A 17,215-nucleotide genomic window follows, 5' to 3' on the forward strand; every position below is an offset into this window, starting at 1 on the left:
ATTATTAGGATGGGTGTTTTTATTTAAATTTAGGTGTATTAAGTAGTGTTTCAATGTTTACTTTTTCTTGAATTACACGGTACATGCTATTAAGATATTCTGACTGAGTACTGTACAACTGTGTTTGTGCTTGTCTTAATTCAAAGCTAGTAGCAATACCTTCTTTGAACTTTACCGAGTTTTTGTTCTCTATACGCTCAGCAAGGGATAAATTATCTTTTGTAGTTTGATATGTGTCAATTGCTAGTTGATAGTTGTTTACCGCTGTTTGATAATTGAGGTTTAATTCCTGCTCAGTTCGTTCAAGATCGGTAAGTGCTTGTTCCCACGCAATTTTTGTTCTGTCTTGAGCAGCTTTACGACCAAAGGAACTGAAAATAGGGACTTGAATGCTTACTCCAGCCACACTCTGTTGAAACCAAGGCTGATCGCTATTAAAGAACACGAATTCATCATCAAAAGTTTGAGTACCGTAGTTTACAAATCCTGAAACGGTAGGAAGTGATTTTGCTCGTTCTAGTTTCCATTCCAATCGACGCTGTTCAGAAAAATTTAATGCAATTTGATAATCGACATTTTCTTCTAGAGTTAGGGAAGATTGTGTGATACTAGGATCTAAGTGTTGTTTTGTTAAGGATTCTAGGTCATCGGTCAGGCTTATTTGTTCAGATAAATCAATCCCTAAAGATAATTTAAGCATATCCATTGCAATATCTGCTTGACGTCTAGCATTTGCTAGCTGATTCTCAATTTGTGCCAGTGTGATTTGTAGTTGTTCAACACTTTCCTCCTCGGTAAGGCCATTTTTAAAAATCTCTTGAGTTTCTTTTAAGTTACTATCTAGATTGTCCCTATTACGAGTTAGGATGGCAACGTTTTCTTGTGCCAGTAAAACACCACCATAGGCGTTTATAATACCTTTACGTACTTCTAGTTTAGTCTTGTTATCTGCATTTTTTGAGTAATCCAAAAATGTTTTAGAAGCCTCGAGCGCCACAAGGTAACTTCCATCAAATATTAATTGTGATAAAGTGGCTGTTAAGTTCATAGATTGTTTTGGCGCAAACACAACAGGCACAAAAGTTCCTGGCTGTCCACCTACAACCTCACCAGGTAATGGAGTTACGGGTTGTTTTAATTGATTGGTGTAATCAACTGATCCGTTAATTTGTGGTAGTCCCGTAGCTGTGGTTTCCCATTTTTGCTTCAATGCTTTGGCAACCTCTCGTTGTGCATTAATTGCTTGGTAATTGTTTTCTAAACCATAGTCTATCGCTTCTTGTAGACTGAAGGTGTCTGGAACGGTTTGTTGTGAGTACGCTTTCGCGAAAGCGAGACCCATAAAAGCCATTATATATAGAACAGATTTATTCATTTAATCGTGATTAGAATTTATGATTTGGTTTAATATTTGTCTTCCTTTAGGAGTTAGGATTCCTCGTAAGTGATATTCTAGATAATCGTCATATAAATCATTTACTGGAAATTCGTTTGTTGGAAATATGGAAATGTCTTTTATCCCTTGCATTCCAATAAAATATATGCGAGCAATGAAATCAGGATTTACATTATTTCTATACACTCCTAGTTTGATACCGTTATTCACATTTTTTTTGATACAAGAATCCATGTAGTGAAATTTGATATCGTGCACCGGTTTGTAAGCCTCGGGATAGTATCGCTGTAATTGATGAATAGAGCTAGTTTGATCTCCTTTCATTTCTTCCATTACAAAACGTTTTACAGCATAGAGCTCCTCAATAGGTTTGTCTTCATATTGCTCTATAATATTATCCACACCATCACAAATAGTATTACACATATGAAGTGATGCGTGAGCTACAAGTTCTTGTTTGTTTTTAAAATGGGTATAAAGAGTTTTCTTACTCATACCCAATTTTGCTGCGATGTCATCCATAGTTACACTCTTAAAACCTAGTGTAAGGAACATCTCTAGCGATTTTTTAATAATTTGATCTTTCAATTGCGACATTTTCCTGCTTCTGTTTCAGCGTGCAAATATACCCATAGGAAACTTTGAAAACAAAAATAGTTTCCTAAGTTTTACATTTGTTTAACATGTAGGAAACATTTTTATCGACTACTTGCCGGTCTGTCTTATTTTTACAGCATGAAATCACTAGAACAGTTAAGAGAAGTTTTTCTAAAACATTTAAAATCAACCATAAATCATAACGAGCCTAAAGGATTGTACGATCCTGTTCACTACATTCTAGATTTAGGAGGAAAGCGATTAAGACCATTGCTCACCTTATTAAGTGCACAAATGTATGGTCAGAGTATTGATAAGGCTCTTAATGCGGCACTGGCTGTTGAGGTGTTTCATAATTTTACCTTGTTGCACGATGATATAATGGATCAAGCAGATTTAAGACGTGGTAACCCTACTGTTCATAAAAAATGGGATGAAAACACAGGTATTTTAAGTGGTGATGCCATGTTAATTATAGCTTATCAACTATTTGATGAGTACGATGCAGGTACTTTTAAGCAACTCACTACATTATTCTCTCAAACCGCACTAGAGGTTTGTGAAGGTCAACAATTTGATGTGGATTTTGAGAGTAGGGATGATGTTACGATTGCTGAATATATGAACATGATTAAGTTAAAAACATCAGTTCTAGTAGGATGTGCGTTACAAATGGGAGCTATTATCGCTGGAAAAAATGAAGAGGAACAACAAAAGGTTTACGACTATGGAATAAACCTAGGATTAGCTTTTCAATTAATGGATGATTATCTAGACGCATTTGGTGATCCAGCAACTTTTGGGAAAGAAGTTGGTGGTGATATACGAGAGAATAAAAAGACGTATCTATACTTAAAAAGTATAGAGAACCTAGAGCATACTCACGATTTAAAAACATGGTTTGCTGTTAATCATCTAGACATGACCATGGATGAGATCGATGATAAAAAAGAACAAGTTAAGGTTCATTTTGAAAAAAGTGGTGGAGCGCAAGCCACTCTAGAGGCTATAAAATCTTACACTGAAATGGCTTTACAAGATATTAAAGGTCTTGATATTCCAGAACAAGCAAAAGAGGAACTTACCAATTTCAGTCTAAAACTTATGGGTAGAGTAAGTTAAATCAAATCTCCATCTTTTGGAATAAGAGCTTTGAGGTCCTCGATCGTATTTGCTTGGTCAATGGTTTTGTCATGTCGCCATCGTAAAATCCTAGGAAACCTTGTAGCTACACCAGATTTATGTCTTTTACTAGGAGCGATTCCTTCAAAAGCAATTTCAAAAACATGATGCGGCGTTACACTGCGCACTGGACCAAATCGCTCTAATGTGTTTTTCTTAATCCAAGCGTCTACCTTCCTAAACTCGGCATCTGTAAGCCCAGAGTAGGCCTTGGCAAAAGTGACTAATTCACCATTATCCCATAGAGCAAAGGTATAGTCTGTAAACAGGTTTGCACGCCTACCATGTCCTCGCATTGCATATGTGAGAACAGCGTCAATACTATAAGGGTCAGTCTTCCATTTCCACCAATCACCTTTTTTTCGGCCTACTTGATAAGGACTTTTTTTATGTTTGATCATAAGACCTTCACTTTTTCGCTTTCGCGAAAGCGCACGCTCTTCACCCATTTCATCCCAACTTGAAAAGCTCATAGTTTCAGAAAGTAATAAAGGAAAATCAGAATCAGGTTCTTGTATACTAGCTTTTTTTCTAGTTTCTAAAACAAGTTGGTCTAAAAGGGCGCGACGTTCCTCAAATGGTTGATCTCTAATGTCTTTACCTTGCCATTCTAGCAGGTCATAGGCGACTATAACAACGGGAACATCCTGTAACAATTTTTTACCTATAGTTTTACGACCAATCCTTGTTTGAAGGTCGTTAAAATTTAGTATTTCTCCATTTTTATAAGGTAAAATCTCGCCATCGATAACTGTCCCGTTGGGAATGTATTCTAGGAAAGATTGAAATTCGGGATATTTATCCGTCACTAATTCCTCACCTCGGGACCAAATAAATATTTCGTCGCTACGTACAATGGTTTGGGATCTTATTCCATCCCACTTATGCTCGGCACTCCATTGGGAAACATCTCCTAGGTCCTCAATATCACCTTCAATTGCATAAGCTAGATAGAAAGGATAAGGCTTTCCTCTTCTAGCTACTTCATTGTCCTCATAAATCAATTCATTGTAGGTGGTATTTTCTCCTGTCCAACTGCCCATTAATTTATGAGCAAGAATATCCTTGTCAATATTTGTGGCATTTGAAAGAGCTCTTGTCATCAACTTTTGTGAGACTCCGATTCTAAAACCGCCGGTCATTATCTTGTTAAAAACAAATCGTTCATAATAATTAAGGCCTAGCCAGTTTTCTTTTAAATAAGTTTTTTTTTCATCATCGGTTTTTTTTCTCAATTCGATTAGTTCATTGATTACAGTAGATAAGCTTTTGTCAGTGCTGTTGTTTGAACTAGGTAAAATAAGGGCGATGGTTTCAGCTAGGTCGCCTACGATGTGGTAGGATTCTTCAAATAGCCAGCTAGGGATGCCGCTTATTTCAGTAGCCCATTCTCTTAACTGAGTTGTGTTTACTGGTCTTTTAGGTCTTCTGTGAGAAAGAATAGCGATAGTCCATAGTTTATCTTGCTCTGGAGCATTTTTAAAATACTCAGTGAGCGCTTGAACTTTAAGATTAGTCTTATTAGTTCCATCTATGGTTCTTATGAGTTCGGCAAACTGTTTCATGTGTTACTCGTATTAGTGGATAAATCCTCTTGTTCATTAAGGTTTTCTCCTTCATACTGTGTGCGTTCTGAAATAGCGTTCAACCCTTTTTCTTCTCTTAAGTATCTAGCAAAAATCTCTTGATAACCGTGCGTTGTTATTACATTTTCACATCTAGTAGCTTCAATAGAGGATAGCAATCCATCCCAATCACAATGATCAGAAAGTACAAATCCTTTATCTATAGCTCTTCTTCTTCTCGCTCCTCTGAATGTCATCCATCCACTAGCACTTGCAGTCGCATACGGGACTAATTTTCTCATCCATGATGACCCATGAGCACTAGGTGGAGCAATTACAATATTTCCTATGAGTTCCTCTTTTTTTGTTTCTCTGGTAATTAACGTGAAATCAGGAAAGTTGATTAACTCTTTAAGAACTTCTGTCATTTTGAAAACAGCACCATGACAATAAATTTTCATTTGAGAAGTGTCTAGATGCTTAATGAGTCTTTGGGCTTTGCCTAAAGAATAAGCAAATAGAACTGATGTTTTACCTTCTTTGTTATTTTGAGAACACCATGTATTGATGTCATGCATAATATCTTTTTGATCACGCCATTTAAATGCTGGTAATCCAAAGGTGCATTCTGTTATAAAAGTGTTGCAACGAATGGGCTCATATGGCACGGAAATACCATCATTTTCTGTTTTATAATCACCAGTAAAAACCCATACTTCTCCTTTGTGTTCAACTCTTATTTGGGATGAGCCAGGTATATGCCCAGCAGGATGAAAGGAAAAGGTAACCCCATTTATATTAAATGACTCATCATAATTAACACCACTTGCGTTAATTTCTCCCAAGCGATGTTTGATAATCGGTAAATTATCTAAATGAGTAATATACCTTTTATTTCCCCATCTTGAATGATCTGCATGACCATGTGTGATTAAAGCCTTGTCAACAGGTTTCCATGGGTCTAGATACACATTTGCCGCAGAGCAATATATGCCGCGTTCTGTAAATTTTAATAAAGGTTCCCTGCTCATGTTATTTTCATTTAAAGCCGGGCTGGTAGATGTTATTTATCCTGGTAGATTATTGTCAAGTGAATCTGTTCCCGGTTGTTTTGCTTGATTTATGATTTTCAAGTCTTCTAGCGTTTCTTGTTTTATTTTATCATAAATGTTTATTTTTCATTTATGATTATGGTTAACATATCCCATGATTCAATTAGGTCAGCGTGTTTTTTAACTAGAATATTATCATCCACGTTGGAATAGTTTATATAACTATTGTAAATACCTGCACGAGTAATAACTAGTTTAATTCTGCTAACTACTTCCTGACTGTTTAACTCTTCTGGTATATCTTTTGAAAGGTCCTGGGCGGCATCATATAAGTTTTGAGCAGCTACAGGTGTATGGTCTAAATTTTCTAATAGATTTTTAAATCTTTCATAATTAGACCAAGCGATAACCTCTTGTTGTGCTTTACCAATAAGTTGCATTTTACTTTGCGCAAAAGTCAACGCACTGGGATCTGTTTTGGTAACTTCGACTGCATGTTCTTCCTTTTTACAAGAAAATAGAACAAAAAATATTAGTAGTATAGGAAAGCCTTTCATTATTACAAAGATGCTAATATTGCTAGAATAAAAAAACCGCACAATAAAGTGCGGTGTTACATTGCTTCCCACTAATTAATTAGTCATTCATTTCTTCATTATACTCTTCACGAGCTTCTTTCAACCTTTGTGACATAGGTTCATCAGTGTCGTTCAATTCCTCTAAGTATTCTTCAATAGCATCTCTACGATTCTCGTCATACTTTTTACGAGCTTTCAACATTTCTTTGTTTAAGTCATAAAGAGCCTCATCGATTTCTTCTAAATTTTCAAGATTTTCATCTAAAGTAGCTGTGGCTTTTTCATCTTGATATTCTTTCATTTCTTTTTGAACATCTTCTACAGCATCCATAACATCATCTACTTTTAAGTACTCAGGCATGTTGTTAAGCATTGAATTAAAATCTGTAACTAGTGTTTGAGCATAAGTAATTTTCTGGTCTTCTTGTGCATTCATCATATTCATACGGTCCGTTTTCACAGTCTCGTAATCATTAAAATCTACAATCGTTATTATACCTTCATCATCATAGTTTACATTACTCACAAAGTCTGCATAGTTTGCAAGCTCTTCATCCTCATAACCGTCAAATCTCAATCTGGCATCTACAATTTCATCATTTAAATCTTCTACAGCTTCTTGAATATCCTCGATGTGATCTTTAATTGTACTTTCTTTTGTCGATTCATCCTCAAGATCTGCAACTAATTTTTTCATTGCTTTCTCGACATCATCAACTTCCTTCATGATAACATTAGTTTTCAAGTAAGCTGGCATTTCTTCTACAAAGGTTTGAAACGCTTGATATGCATTTTCGCTATTCATTTCATCACGTACATTAGGTGATGTTGATAAGTTTTTTACCTGATTTTGTAATTCTCCATAGGCTGTAAAATTTGAAATATTCACGCTCCCATCGTCCATAACTTGGACATTTGTTTTCATGTCTTGGGCCATGCTTTCTGCCTCATTCTCTGTATAGCTTACGTATTCTCTTGATACGTCTCCTATATCATTGTAAGCCTGTTGCATTTCGTTACCAGCATCTTCTACTAGTTCTTCCGTATTTTTCTTTTCATTATTACAAGCAACCATGGCAGCGGCTACTATTAAACTTATTCCAATCTTTTTCATAATATTATTTTTTGTTTGAAATAAAAGTACAGTCTCATCTCAATTATTTTATATAATGAAATAATAATGCATTTCGGTTTTTAATTAAATTGTGTTAATAGTTAACATAGTTTGTATTTCTGTTTGGTTATTATTAGGTGTTTTGTTAAAAAAACGGAGCTTTTTCTACTTCGCTTTCGCGAAAGCGGAATTAAATCTTACATAAGATTGATAATTTCTTATTTATTTACCTATTCGTTAAGTAATCTGATAAGCTGGTGCAATTATATTTGCGCAAACGTTATAATTCATGGCAACAAAGATTTTAGTAATAGGAGCCTGTGGTCAAATAGGTAGTGAGTTAACGGCAAAACTACGTGAACTGCACGGTGCTGAAGCGGTAATAGCTAGCGATATAAGAGAAGGAGATACAGAAATGATGGAGGCAGGTCCTTTTGAAGTTCTTGATGCTACCGATGCTGATGCAGTAGAGGATATTTGTGCACATTATGAAGTAACAGATGTCTATTTAATGGCCGCAATGTTGAGTGCAACTGCCGAAAAATATCCTTCTAAAGCCTGGAATCTAAATATGGATAGTTTATTTAATGTCCTAGATCTAGGTAAAGAAGGTAAAATAGAGAAAATCTTTTGGCCTAGTAGTATTGCAGTTTTTGGACCTACTACACCAAAAGACAATACACCGCAAAAAACAGTAATGGAACCTAGTACAGTATATGGCATAAGTAAGCAAACTGGGGAACGCTGGTGCGAATACTATCACAACAAATATGGTGTAGATGTTAGATCCATACGTTACCCAGGATTAATATCCTGGAAGACAATGCCTGGTGGAGGAACTACCGATTATGCCATTGAAATTTTTCATGATGCCATCAACAAAGGAGAATATACGTGTTTTTTAAAAGAAGATACTGCACTACCTATGATGTATATGGATGATGCTATCAAAGCGACAGTTGATATAATGCATGTGCCTGGTGATAAAATTAAGGATCGTTCAAGTTACAATTTGAGCGCAATGAGTTTTACACCACAACAAATTGCTCAAGAAATTAAGAAACATATTTCAGAATTTGAAATAGCGTACGAACCAGATTTCAGGCAATCCATTGCTGATAGCTGGCCAGCATCAATAAATGACAAAGAGGCGCGTGAAGATTGGGGCTGGGAACACCATTTTGATTTAGAAAATATGGTTAAGGAAATGATAGCTCATCTTCCTAAAAAATCTTATTTCTAGAGTTTAAGATATAAGTATATTTGTAGCCTAAATTTAATCTATGTCATTTTCAAGTTTATTTGAATCAGGAGAATCTACTAGAAATAAAAGCCATTTAGCTTCATTAGTAAATATTGCAATTACAAACGGTGTAATCTCTGATGAGGAATTAGTTATACTGGGACGTATTAAAACTAAATTGAGTATAGCAGATTCTGATTTTGAGGCTATTATAAAAAATCCATCTAAATACCCAATTAATCCGCCTACTACAAATGAGGAGCGCATTCAATGGCTACACGATCTTTTTAAAGTTGTCTTTGCCGATCATAGTATGGACGAGGATGAGCACAGATTACTAAAAAGATATGCAACAGCCATAGGGTACAATGATGCCGATGCTGAATATCTAGTAAAGCGCAGTATCGAGATTTTCTCAGGACATCTAGCACTTGAAGATTATCGATACCTTTTAAATAAAGACAGGTAGTCTAAATAAATTTTTTAATCTTCAAGTTGCTGTATACGGATTCTAATAATTCGTCGTCAGTATATGGTTTTTGAACCACTTGTTTGAATCCAGATTTCTTAAATTCCGATATTCGCTTTTTGTCAGTTTCTGTCGTAAGAGCGATTACCGGGATTTTTTTATTGTGATCGTTAGCAAACTCTTTAATCATGTTAAGGAGTTCAATCGCGTCTACTTGAGATAGACTTGATGACATTAAAATAAGGTCATAGTCCTTGTTTTCAACGGCGTTTAATAAATCTCTAGGATCAGAAAATACTATTGTATTAAAGTTCTTTTCATTTACTAAAACTTTAATGGCTGTGTATTGTGTAATTCCGTTGTCCTCTGCAATAATAATTTTTGCTTTTTCAGAAAACGTCGGCTTTGTTGGAGATTCAGTTGGAGCTGCTTTAGGAATATCAACATTCAAAGGAACTTTCACTCTCAAATTTGCTACTTGTACACTATTGCCTGACTCGTCTTTTTCGATATATAGACTACCATTGTAAACATCTAGAAGTTCTTTGGCTATTGAGAATCCCAAACCTTTAATCTGAATGTCACTAGAGAGTTCAGGAAGATTATTAGACGCTACCGTTTCTGGAATAACACCTTCTCCGGAAATTTTAAATCGTAAACTTGCTTTACTAGCACGTCGTTGATTTTCTTTAACGGTTAAAACTATGTTTTCTCCATTATTAAAATAAATCGCGTTTTCTATAAGGTTTGTCAATATTTGATCTAACCTACGCTTATCTATTTCAATGTATTCAGGTACTTGAGATCCTACTTTTAAGGAAAATGAAAATCCTAAATTGGATGCTTTGGTTGTGTATTTAAACTTAAAATTCTCAAGATATTCTATAAAATTGATTGTTTCTGGATTGAGCTCAATCTGATTTCTTTTAAGAAAAGATAACTCAATAATATCTTCAAGAATCTTCTTTAAGTTCTCACTTTGTTCATAGATAGCTTCTACAAGTTTATTTTGCTCTAGCGGCAAATCACTTTTCACTAGCATAGATGAAAACGCACTTATCAGTGTAAGCGGTGACTTCATCTCGTGAGAAAAGTTTGAAATAAATTTGTTTTTGAAGGAGGCAGCCTCCTCTAACATATCATTTTTAAGTTCTAGAACTTCATTAAATATGTAAGACTCATTTCTTTTTTGAGCAATTTCTTGTAGTCTAGAATAAAATACGCTGTTATCTACAAGCTGAATCGTTCTATTTGAAGCATTCTTACTGAAGCTTATGTCTAAAAGTTTGTCATGTATTTCAACACAGTTTAGTTTTTTTTCCTCTGATTCAAAGTATAAATCAACCTGTGTAAAAAAAGGATGGAATTGCTCTATGCTACTTCCTTCCTTTAAATTAAAAATAATATCGTTTGATGAAATTACTTGAAAGTTCTCATCAAGGACAATTATTTGTGAATTTTGGGGATTGATGTCTAGGTGCGGTGTCATGTAAGCATCATTTTTGTGATTCTTTCAAACATGCGCTGCACATTATTACCTTCTTTGGCACTTACCAAAATATCTAAAAAATCAAATTCATCTTTCTTTTCGGCCATCATACCTTTAGGGATTAGGTCAGACTTATTTCCGACCTTTAAGATAGGGGTTTTTTGATATTTATTTTGAAGAAAGTTTAAATGTTCATCAACTTTACTAAAAGTTTTTGGTCTACTAATATCTGCTACATATATAAACCCATGAGTTCCAAGTAGGTATGCAGGTCTCACTTCTTCAATATCATCTGTTCCTTCTGTATCCCAAATGATAAGATTAACATCATTATCATTTAAATTAAGTTGTTTTTTCATGATATGGACACCTATAGTAACTTTATAGTCCTCAGAAAACTGATCTTCTACAAACCTTCTTATCAGGGATGTTTTACCAACTCCAAAACTTCCTACTATTACAATTTTTTTTGATACCATATTAATTTCCTAATTCAAATTGGGAATATTGCTTTATGAGAAATTGCTGTAATTCTTCTCTTTTTGAAATAAGTTTATTTTTATTGATGTTTTGACTAACCTTTAAATTATGATCTTCTAATTTATTTTGCAAGTTTTCAGTAAATGTACCGCTTATCGCACTGGCTATGTAGTACTGGTGAAAACTATGTAGATGAATTTCATACAAATCATATTCTATAGACTGTAAATTACGAGTGGATGTTTTAAAAGCATCTTCTACAAATGCTTTAATTGCTGTTAACATGCCACTAATCATATCTTCATCCAGGGTTGCTTTAATCTGATAACTTCCTAATAATATTCCAGAGCCTTTTTCAATTATAAAAACTTGTTCTAATTCTGCCTCGGCAAGATCGCTTATGATAAGTTCTTCTTCCTTGACACCTGTGAACATGCTCTTTATTTTTCTTTTAATGGTTTGAACTGAAAATACGTCCTGAGTAGTTTGCTCTATGCGCTCAGATAAAATTTTAATTTCTTGTGCGATATATTTTTTTATCATTTGCCCCATAATTGGGTATAGGGCTTCAACAACTTGATCTTTTGATTCGGCGATTTGAGTTTTTAAAGTCTCGGTAATAATTGGTCCTAATTCTTGAGGAATACGTTCGGTAAATTCTAGTAATTCGTCTTGTATTATTGGAGATACCTTTTCTGAAAGTTTAGCACGTTCACGCAAAGTTTCTTCCAGCTTACTGATTTTTACAGAAATGCTCTGTGCATATTCACGTTCGTCAGTAAGTAAGAGAGATTTTAGTAGTTCTAATTTCTCATCGGTATTCATCAAGGAACCTTTTACTGGGCTTTAATTTTCTCCCCAAGTTCTATTAATGAATCTCCAAGCATTTTTCGACTTGTTTTAGCATCATCTAGCTCGTCTAGTCGATCTTCCATCTTGCTTTCAAGATCAGTAAGACGAATGTTTAGATCAGTTGACAAACTATCAATACTTTTTGATAGCTCTTCTCTAGCATCGTCGATTAAATCTTGAAGTTCCTGCTTTTTTTTCTGAAGATCTTTTTTAAGTAGTTCAAATTCAGAATCATATTGTTGTATGTTTTCTCCAAAAATGAGGTTTTTTATAGCCTCTAATTTTGAATTACTATCTACAACAGCTTCGTTAGGGGTATTTTTTTCAGGTTGGGCCATCTCAATACATTTTCAATTAGCTAAAATACCATTTTTTATTAAATTATGGTATTCTTTGAATAAACTGCTCAGCCTTTTCAACCATGTTTTTGCTTCCGCAAATAAATGGTACCCTTTGATGAAGTTCTTCTGGTTTAAGATCTAAGATTCTTGTATGGCCATCGCTGGCTTTTCCTCCAGCTTGTTCGGCGATAAATGCCATAGGATTGCACTCATAGAGAAGGCGTAGTTTTCCATTACTTGCCTTACTGCTTTTAGGGTACATATAAATACCACCTTTTATCATGTTACGATGAATATCACTTACAAGACTTCCTATATATCTACTAGTGTAAGGTCGATCTCCTTCTTCCTTTTGGCAATATTTTATGTAATCTTTAATCCCTTGTGGAAAATGCACATAATTACCTTCATTGACACTGTAAATTCTTCCATCTTCTGGAAATTGCATGTTAGGGTGTGAAAGATAATAGGTTCCCAGCGCCGGGTTTAGAGTAAATCCATTTACACCATGACCTGTAGTGTAAACTAGCATTGTAGATGTTCCATATATAATGTATCCAGCTGCAACTTGTTGATTACCTGGTTGAAGAAAATCTTCAAGTTGTACCGGTGTTCCTGGTGGTGTTACCCTTCTGTAGATGGAAAAGATAGTTCCTACTGACACATTTACGTCGATGTTTGAACTACCATCAAGTGGATCCATAAGTACCACATATTTACTTGCGTGGTTACCATCGTTACCTTCAATAGTTATAAAGTCGTCATTTTCTTCACTTGCGATACCACAAACGATTTGCCTGTTAGTCAATGTCCTTATAAACGTATCGTTTGCAAAAACATCTAATTTTTGTTGGTCTTCACCTTGGGTGTTGATTTCACCTATACTACCAGTAATGTCTACCAGACCAGCCTTGTTAACCTCGTGGTTAACCATCTTTGCTGCTAGTCTTATCGAGTTGATAAGTCTACTTAATTCACCGCTACTATAAGGAAACGCAGCTTGATGTTCTATGATAAATTCTCCTAGGGATTGGTTTTTGGTAGCCATATTTTATATCGTTGCTGCAAATATCTTAATAAATGCAGGTAACTACAACGATGTAGTGCTAACTTTTTTGAATTATACTCTACTAGACTTTAATTTAGCAAAAAAACCATGATAAACATTCGGCAGGCCACCCAACAAGATTTTTCTAGAGTTCTTGAATTAATTAATGAATTAGCCCTTTTTGAAAAGGAGCCCGATGCAGTTGAAATTTCAATAGAAGATTTAATTCGAAACGGGACAGGAAATAATCCTCTTTTTACTTGCTTTGTAGGTGAATATAAAGGTAATATTGAAGGAATGGCATTGTGCTATCCCAGATTTTCGACATGGAAAGGTGTTACAATTCATTTAGAAGATTTAATTGTTACTAAAAAAATGAGAGGAGTTGGTTTAGGAAAAGCGCTTTATAATGAAGTTCTTAAACACGCATTAAAAAAGGGTGCAAGGCGAGTAGAATGGGTAGTGTTGGATTGGAATACACACGCTATTGATTTTTACAAGAATACTGGAGCAACAGTATTTGACGAGTGGCGAGTTGTTCAAATGGATCACGGTTCTTTAACGGCTTATATTGACAAACAGTAATGAGGATATTCAAATTTGGTGGAGCATCGGTTAAAGATGCAAATGGTGTAAGAAATGTAGTTAACGTATTGCGTATTACTGGATTTCGTGATTTAGGAGTGGTAGTTTCAGCAATGGGTAAAACAACAAACGCTCTTGAAGAAATACTTGCACGATATCAAAAAAATGATAATTCCTATCTAAAGTTGATTGATAAACTCTACGAGCAACATAATGAAGTTATTGTAGAGTTAGAAGAGGTTACAGATTTCATAAATGAGGATGAGGTATTACGCTTTCGCGAAAGCGGAATTAAAAATATACTTAAAGGAATTATTGAAGCTTTAAAGGGCGAGTTGTTACGTAATAAAACAAAGAACTACAGTTTTTTATACGATCAAGTCGTAAGTCATGGAGAACTTATTTCAACTAAAATTGTTGCAGCTTTTTTAAATGCCTGTAACATTCCTGTGCAATGGGTGGATGCGAGAGAATTAATTAAAACTGATACTAAGTACCGGGATGCTGGAGTGCAATGGCAGGAAACTGAAAATGTTATTAAAAATATAAGTGGCTCCTCGTTCCTTACTCAAGGATTTATAGGAAGCGATGACAATGGTTTTACAACCACGCTAGGTAGAGAAGGAAGCGATTATACAGCTGCTATCCTTGCATATTGTCTGGATGCCGAAAGTGTCACTATTTGGAAAGATGTTCCTGGTGTTTTAAACGCAGATCCTAGAGTGTTTCATGACACTGTTTTGCTAGAAAAAATCCCATACAACGAGGCAATTGAATTAGCATTTTATGGAGCGAGTGTCATCCATCCTAAAACTTTACAGCCTTTACAAAGAAAGAGTATACCATTACGTGTGAAGTCCTTTTTAAATCCTAAAGAAAACGGGTCAACGATTACTCACTCAAAAACCTTATTACCTGAAATTCCTTGCTATATCGTGCGTAAGAATTTGATCTTTTTAAGAGTTTCTTCTAGAGATTTTAGCTTTATAGGTGAAGGAAATATTTCGGAAATATTTCACGAGTTGAGCGAGGCTAAAATGCAGGTAGGTTTATTACAAAATTCGGCAATAAGTTTTTCAATTTGTGTTGAAGATAAATACAGTCTAATAAATGTTCTATTGTCTAGATTACAAGAACGTTACGACGTAAGTGTGGTAAAGAATGTTGCTTTATATACGATTAGACATTATAACGGTGAAAAAGTAGCTAGTATTGAAAATGAGCAGCAGGTATTACTAAAACAACGCACACAAGAAACCCTGCAGGTTGTCGTTAAACAATAGTGACTTAACATTTATAGTATATTTGTGAGTCAATCTATTAATTGACCAGGACTTTATTTTATGGGACTTGTAACTGCCAAAGAGGTCGCAAAAGCGATAAATATTGATAAATACGGTGCATTAGGTACTTTAGGCGGTTGGACGTTGATGAAAATCTTGAGACTTTCTGCTTTAAATAGAAAGTATGATAAATTTAAACATCTGCAAGGTTCAGAATTTTTGAATGCCTTACTGGATGATTTACAAATTTCCTTTGAGATTCCAGAAGAGGATTTAAGACGTATACCAAAAACAGGACCGTTTATAACTATTTCCAATCATCCCTTGGGTGGAATTGACGGTATATTATTACTTAAATTACTTCTAGACAGAAGACCCGATTTTAAAATTGTTGCAAATTTTTTATTACATCGTATAGAGCCTTTAAAGCCCTATGTAATGCCTGTAAACCCTTTTGAAAATCATAAGGATGCAAAAAGCAGCACAGCAGGTTTTATGCAAGCCATCAGGCATTTAAAAGCAGATCAACCTCTAGGGATTTTTCCTGCTGGTGAGGTTTCAACTTATAGAGATGGTAAATTGGTGGTAGATAAAGAATGGGAAGAGGCGGCAATGAAACTTATACATCGTGCTCAAGTACCTGTTATTCCAATCTATTTTCATGCAAAGAACAGCAGGTTCTTTTACAGACTTGCAAAGATTTCTGACACATTGCGTACGGCAAAGCTTCCTAGTGAATTATTAACTCAGAAAAAGAGAGTTATAAAAGTAAGAGTAGGAAATGCAATCCACGTAAAACATCAGCAAGAGTATACCGATCTAGGAGAGTTTACTGATTTTCTTAGAAAAAAAACGTACATGCTTTCTAGAGCATACGATGAATCAGGTAAAAAGTTTACTGATTTACCTAAAAGCATAAAACTTCCCAAAGCTCCTGAGCGTATCGTAGGTCACGTTAAGCCTGAAGATATGGAAAAGGAAATTGAATACCTAAGAGAGAACGACAAGAGGTTATTGATCTCTAAAAACTATGAGGTATTTCTAGCTGAAAGTAAATCTATTCCAAAGATTTTACATGAAATTGGTAGGCTGCGTGAAATTACTTTTAGAAAAATAGGTGAAGGGACTAATAAATCTATTGATTTAGACAAATACGATTCCTATTACCATCAAATGTTCCTCTGGGACAAGGATGCAAAATGTATCGCTGGTGCTTATCGTATGGGAATGGGGCAACAGATTTACAAGAAATATGGTATTGAAGGTTTTTACCTAAATGAACTCTTCAGGTTTGACAATGAGCTACATAAAATGATGAGCGAGAGTATAGAGATGGGACGAGCATTCATTACATCGGACTATCAACAAAAGCCTATGCCATTGTTTTTGTTATGGAAAGGAATTGTGCATTGTACACTACGTTTCCCGTCGCACAAGTACTTAATTGGCGGAGTGAGTATTAGCAATAAATTCTCAAATTTTTCAAAATCATTGATGATTGAATTTATGAGAAGTAATTATTACGATCCTTATATCGCACAATATATAAAGCCTAAAAAAGAATTTAAAGTTAAGTTGGCCGATGCTGATAAGGATTTCATTTTTGACGAATCTCAGGCTGATTTAAATAAATTTGATAAGCTTATTGATGAGCTAGAGCCTAATGAATTAAGGTTGCCAGTACTCATTAAAAAATATGTAAAGCAAAATGCTAAGGTCGTAGCTTTTAATGTAGATCCTTTATTTAATGACGCTATTGATGGTCTTATGTATATACGAATTGCTGATTTGCCAGAAAGTACAGTAAAACCTGTGATGGAGGAATTTCAAGCAGAAATGGAGTCTAAATATTTTAAAAACGGAGATTCAAAATCTACCTATTCTGAATAAAAAAACCGCCATTTTTAAAATGGCGGTTTTTAATTTAAATAATTTTATTTG

General features: G+C 34.8%; 17 protein-coding genes. 6 read left to right on the top strand and 11 right to left on the bottom strand.

Going from position 1 to position 17,215, the window contains the following annotated elements; translation table 11 throughout:
- Positions 1–19: 19 nt before the first annotated feature.
- Together BST91_RS12710 and BST91_RS12715 are read right to left on the bottom strand one after the other, a co-directional pair.
- Positions 20–1,375, bottom strand: coding sequence for a TolC family protein (locus tag BST91_RS12710; protein WP_060523307.1), 1,356 nt, complete (start codon positions 1,373–1,375; stop codon positions 20–22).
- Positions 1,376–1,993 carry a TetR/AcrR family transcriptional regulator gene (locus tag BST91_RS12715; RefSeq protein ID WP_042276244.1) on the bottom strand — a complete coding sequence of 206 codons (618 nt, stop codon included), beginning with the start codon at positions 1,991–1,993 and terminating at the stop codon, positions 1,376–1,378.
- Positions 1,994–2,131: 138 nt separating this feature from the next.
- Between BST91_RS12715 and BST91_RS12720 the strand changes: the two genes are divergently transcribed.
- Positions 2,132–3,115, top strand: coding sequence for a polyprenyl synthetase family protein (locus BST91_RS12720; protein WP_085775605.1), 984 nt, complete (start codon positions 2,132–2,134; stop codon positions 3,113–3,115).
- On the opposite strand, the gene BST91_RS12725 is transcribed toward BST91_RS12720, so the two are convergent.
- The 4 genes from BST91_RS12725 to BST91_RS12740 all read right to left on the bottom strand — a co-directional run bounded on the left by BST91_RS12725 (position 3,112) and on the right by BST91_RS12740 (position 7,484).
- Positions 3,112–4,740 (bottom strand): ATP-dependent DNA ligase, encoded by a 1,629-nt coding sequence (locus BST91_RS12725; protein ID WP_085775606.1) that lies wholly within the window; start codon positions 4,738–4,740, stop codon positions 3,112–3,114. The two genes, BST91_RS12720 and BST91_RS12725, sit on opposite strands and share 4 nt — an antisense overlap.
- Entirely contained in the window at positions 4,737–5,771 is a 1,035-nt protein-coding gene (locus BST91_RS12730) for a ligase-associated DNA damage response exonuclease (protein WP_085775607.1), read from the bottom strand. The genes BST91_RS12725 and BST91_RS12730 overlap by 4 nt, the downstream gene beginning before the upstream one ends.
- 140 nt (positions 5,772–5,911) lie before the next feature.
- Complete coding sequence (locus BST91_RS12735) at positions 5,912–6,349, bottom strand: hypothetical protein (protein ID WP_085775608.1); 438 nt, start codon at positions 6,347–6,349, stop codon at positions 5,912–5,914.
- Between the two features lie 79 nt (positions 6,350–6,428).
- Positions 6,429–7,484, bottom strand: a complete 1,056-nt coding sequence (locus BST91_RS12740; protein ID WP_042276233.1) for a hypothetical protein — start codon at positions 7,482–7,484, stop codon at positions 6,429–6,431.
- Between the two features lie 289 nt (positions 7,485–7,773).
- Here BST91_RS12740 and BST91_RS12745 point away from each other — a divergent pair, with 289 nt between their 5' ends.
- Together BST91_RS12745 and BST91_RS12750 are read left to right on the top strand one after the other, a co-directional pair.
- On the top strand, positions 7,774–8,727 hold the full coding sequence (locus tag BST91_RS12745) for an NAD-dependent epimerase/dehydratase family protein (RefSeq protein ID WP_085775609.1): 954 nt from the start codon (positions 7,774–7,776) through the stop codon (positions 8,725–8,727).
- A gap of 40 nt (positions 8,728–8,767) precedes the next feature.
- A complete protein-coding gene (locus BST91_RS12750; protein WP_042276229.1) occupies positions 8,768–9,196 on the top strand; it encodes a TerB family tellurite resistance protein in 429 nt (142 codons plus the stop codon).
- 1 nt (position 9,197) lies between these two features.
- On the opposite strand, the gene BST91_RS12755 is transcribed toward BST91_RS12750, so the two are convergent.
- Genes BST91_RS12755 through fbp form a run of 5 tightly spaced genes read right to left on the bottom strand, consistent with a single transcriptional unit; the run spans position 9,198 to position 13,406 of the window.
- Positions 9,198–10,685, bottom strand: a complete 1,488-nt coding sequence (locus BST91_RS12755) for a hybrid sensor histidine kinase/response regulator (protein ID WP_042276227.1) — start codon at positions 10,683–10,685, stop codon at positions 9,198–9,200.
- Positions 10,682–11,164 (bottom strand): Rab family GTPase, encoded by a 483-nt coding sequence (locus BST91_RS12760; RefSeq protein ID WP_042276225.1) that lies wholly within the window; start codon positions 11,162–11,164, stop codon positions 10,682–10,684. The genes BST91_RS12755 and BST91_RS12760 overlap by 4 nt, the downstream gene beginning before the upstream one ends.
- Position 11,165: 1 nt before the next feature.
- Positions 11,166–11,990 carry a cell envelope biogenesis protein OmpA gene (locus BST91_RS12765; RefSeq protein ID WP_085775610.1) on the bottom strand — a complete coding sequence of 275 codons (825 nt, stop codon included), beginning with the start codon at positions 11,988–11,990 and terminating at the stop codon, positions 11,166–11,168.
- Between the two features lie 11 nt (positions 11,991–12,001).
- Positions 12,002–12,355, bottom strand: a complete 354-nt coding sequence (locus BST91_RS12770; RefSeq protein ID WP_042276221.1) for a hypothetical protein — start codon at positions 12,353–12,355, stop codon at positions 12,002–12,004.
- Between the two features lie 43 nt (positions 12,356–12,398).
- Entirely contained in the window at positions 12,399–13,406 is a 1,008-nt protein-coding gene (fbp, locus tag BST91_RS12775) for a class 1 fructose-bisphosphatase (RefSeq protein WP_085775611.1), read from the bottom strand.
- A gap of 108 nt (positions 13,407–13,514) precedes the next feature.
- Here fbp and BST91_RS12780 point away from each other — a divergent pair, with 108 nt between their 5' ends.
- The 3 genes from BST91_RS12780 to BST91_RS12790 are packed head-to-tail and all read left to right on the top strand — an operon-like array spanning position 13,515 to position 17,164.
- Entirely contained in the window at positions 13,515–13,991 is a 477-nt protein-coding gene (locus BST91_RS12780) for a GNAT family N-acetyltransferase (RefSeq protein WP_085775612.1), read from the top strand.
- A complete protein-coding gene (locus tag BST91_RS12785; RefSeq protein WP_085775613.1) occupies positions 13,991–15,274 on the top strand; it encodes an aspartate kinase in 1,284 nt (427 codons plus the stop codon). The genes BST91_RS12780 and BST91_RS12785 overlap by 1 nt, the downstream gene beginning before the upstream one ends.
- A 60-nt stretch (positions 15,275–15,334) precedes the next feature.
- Entirely contained in the window at positions 15,335–17,164 is a 1,830-nt protein-coding gene (locus tag BST91_RS12790; protein WP_085775614.1) for a GNAT family N-acyltransferase, read from the top strand.
- Positions 17,165–17,215 lie beyond the last annotated feature (51 nt).

Source organism: Nonlabens tegetincola (assembly GCF_002117085.1).
GTDB lineage: Bacteria > Bacteroidota > Bacteroidia > Flavobacteriales > Flavobacteriaceae > Nonlabens > Nonlabens tegetincola.

Coding starts and splice junctions, on each gene's coding strand:
- BST91_RS12750 (WP_042276229.1), top strand. CDS start 8,768: ATGTCATTTTCAAGTTTATTTGAATCAGGAGAATCTACTAGAAATAAA.
- BST91_RS12780 (WP_085775612.1), top strand. CDS start 13,515: ATGATAAACATTCGGCAGGCCACCCAACAAGATTTTTCTAGAGTTCTT.
- BST91_RS12785 (WP_085775613.1), top strand. CDS start 13,991: ATGAGGATATTCAAATTTGGTGGAGCATCGGTTAAAGATGCAAATGGT.
- BST91_RS12720 (WP_085775605.1), top strand. CDS start 2,132: ATGAAATCACTAGAACAGTTAAGAGAAGTTTTTCTAAAACATTTAAAA.
- BST91_RS12770 (WP_042276221.1), bottom strand. CDS start 12,355: ATGGCCCAACCTGAAAAAAATACCCCTAACGAAGCTGTTGTAGATAGT.
- BST91_RS12755 (WP_042276227.1), bottom strand. CDS start 10,685: ATGACACCGCACCTAGACATCAATCCCCAAAATTCACAAATAATTGTC.
- BST91_RS12735 (WP_085775608.1), bottom strand. CDS start 6,349: ATGAAAGGCTTTCCTATACTACTAATATTTTTTGTTCTATTTTCTTGT.
- BST91_RS12760 (WP_042276225.1), bottom strand. CDS start 11,164: ATGGTATCAAAAAAAATTGTAATAGTAGGAAGTTTTGGAGTTGGTAAA.
- BST91_RS12765 (WP_085775610.1), bottom strand. CDS start 11,990: ATGAATACCGATGAGAAATTAGAACTACTAAAATCTCTCTTACTTACT.
- BST91_RS12745 (WP_085775609.1), top strand. CDS start 7,774: ATGGCAACAAAGATTTTAGTAATAGGAGCCTGTGGTCAAATAGGTAGT.
- BST91_RS12725 (WP_085775606.1), bottom strand. CDS start 4,740: ATGAAACAGTTTGCCGAACTCATAAGAACCATAGATGGAACTAATAAG.
- BST91_RS12740 (WP_042276233.1), bottom strand. CDS start 7,484: ATGAAAAAGATTGGAATAAGTTTAATAGTAGCCGCTGCCATGGTTGCT.
- BST91_RS12710 (WP_060523307.1), bottom strand. CDS start 1,375: ATGAATAAATCTGTTCTATATATAATGGCTTTTATGGGTCTCGCTTTC.
- BST91_RS12715 (WP_042276244.1), bottom strand. CDS start 1,993: ATGTCGCAATTGAAAGATCAAATTATTAAAAAATCGCTAGAGATGTTC.
- BST91_RS12730 (WP_085775607.1), bottom strand. CDS start 5,771: ATGAGCAGGGAACCTTTATTAAAATTTACAGAACGCGGCATATATTGC.
- BST91_RS12790 (WP_085775614.1), top strand. CDS start 15,335: ATGGGACTTGTAACTGCCAAAGAGGTCGCAAAAGCGATAAATATTGAT.
- fbp (WP_085775611.1), bottom strand. CDS start 13,406: ATGGCTACCAAAAACCAATCCCTAGGAGAATTTATCATAGAACATCAA.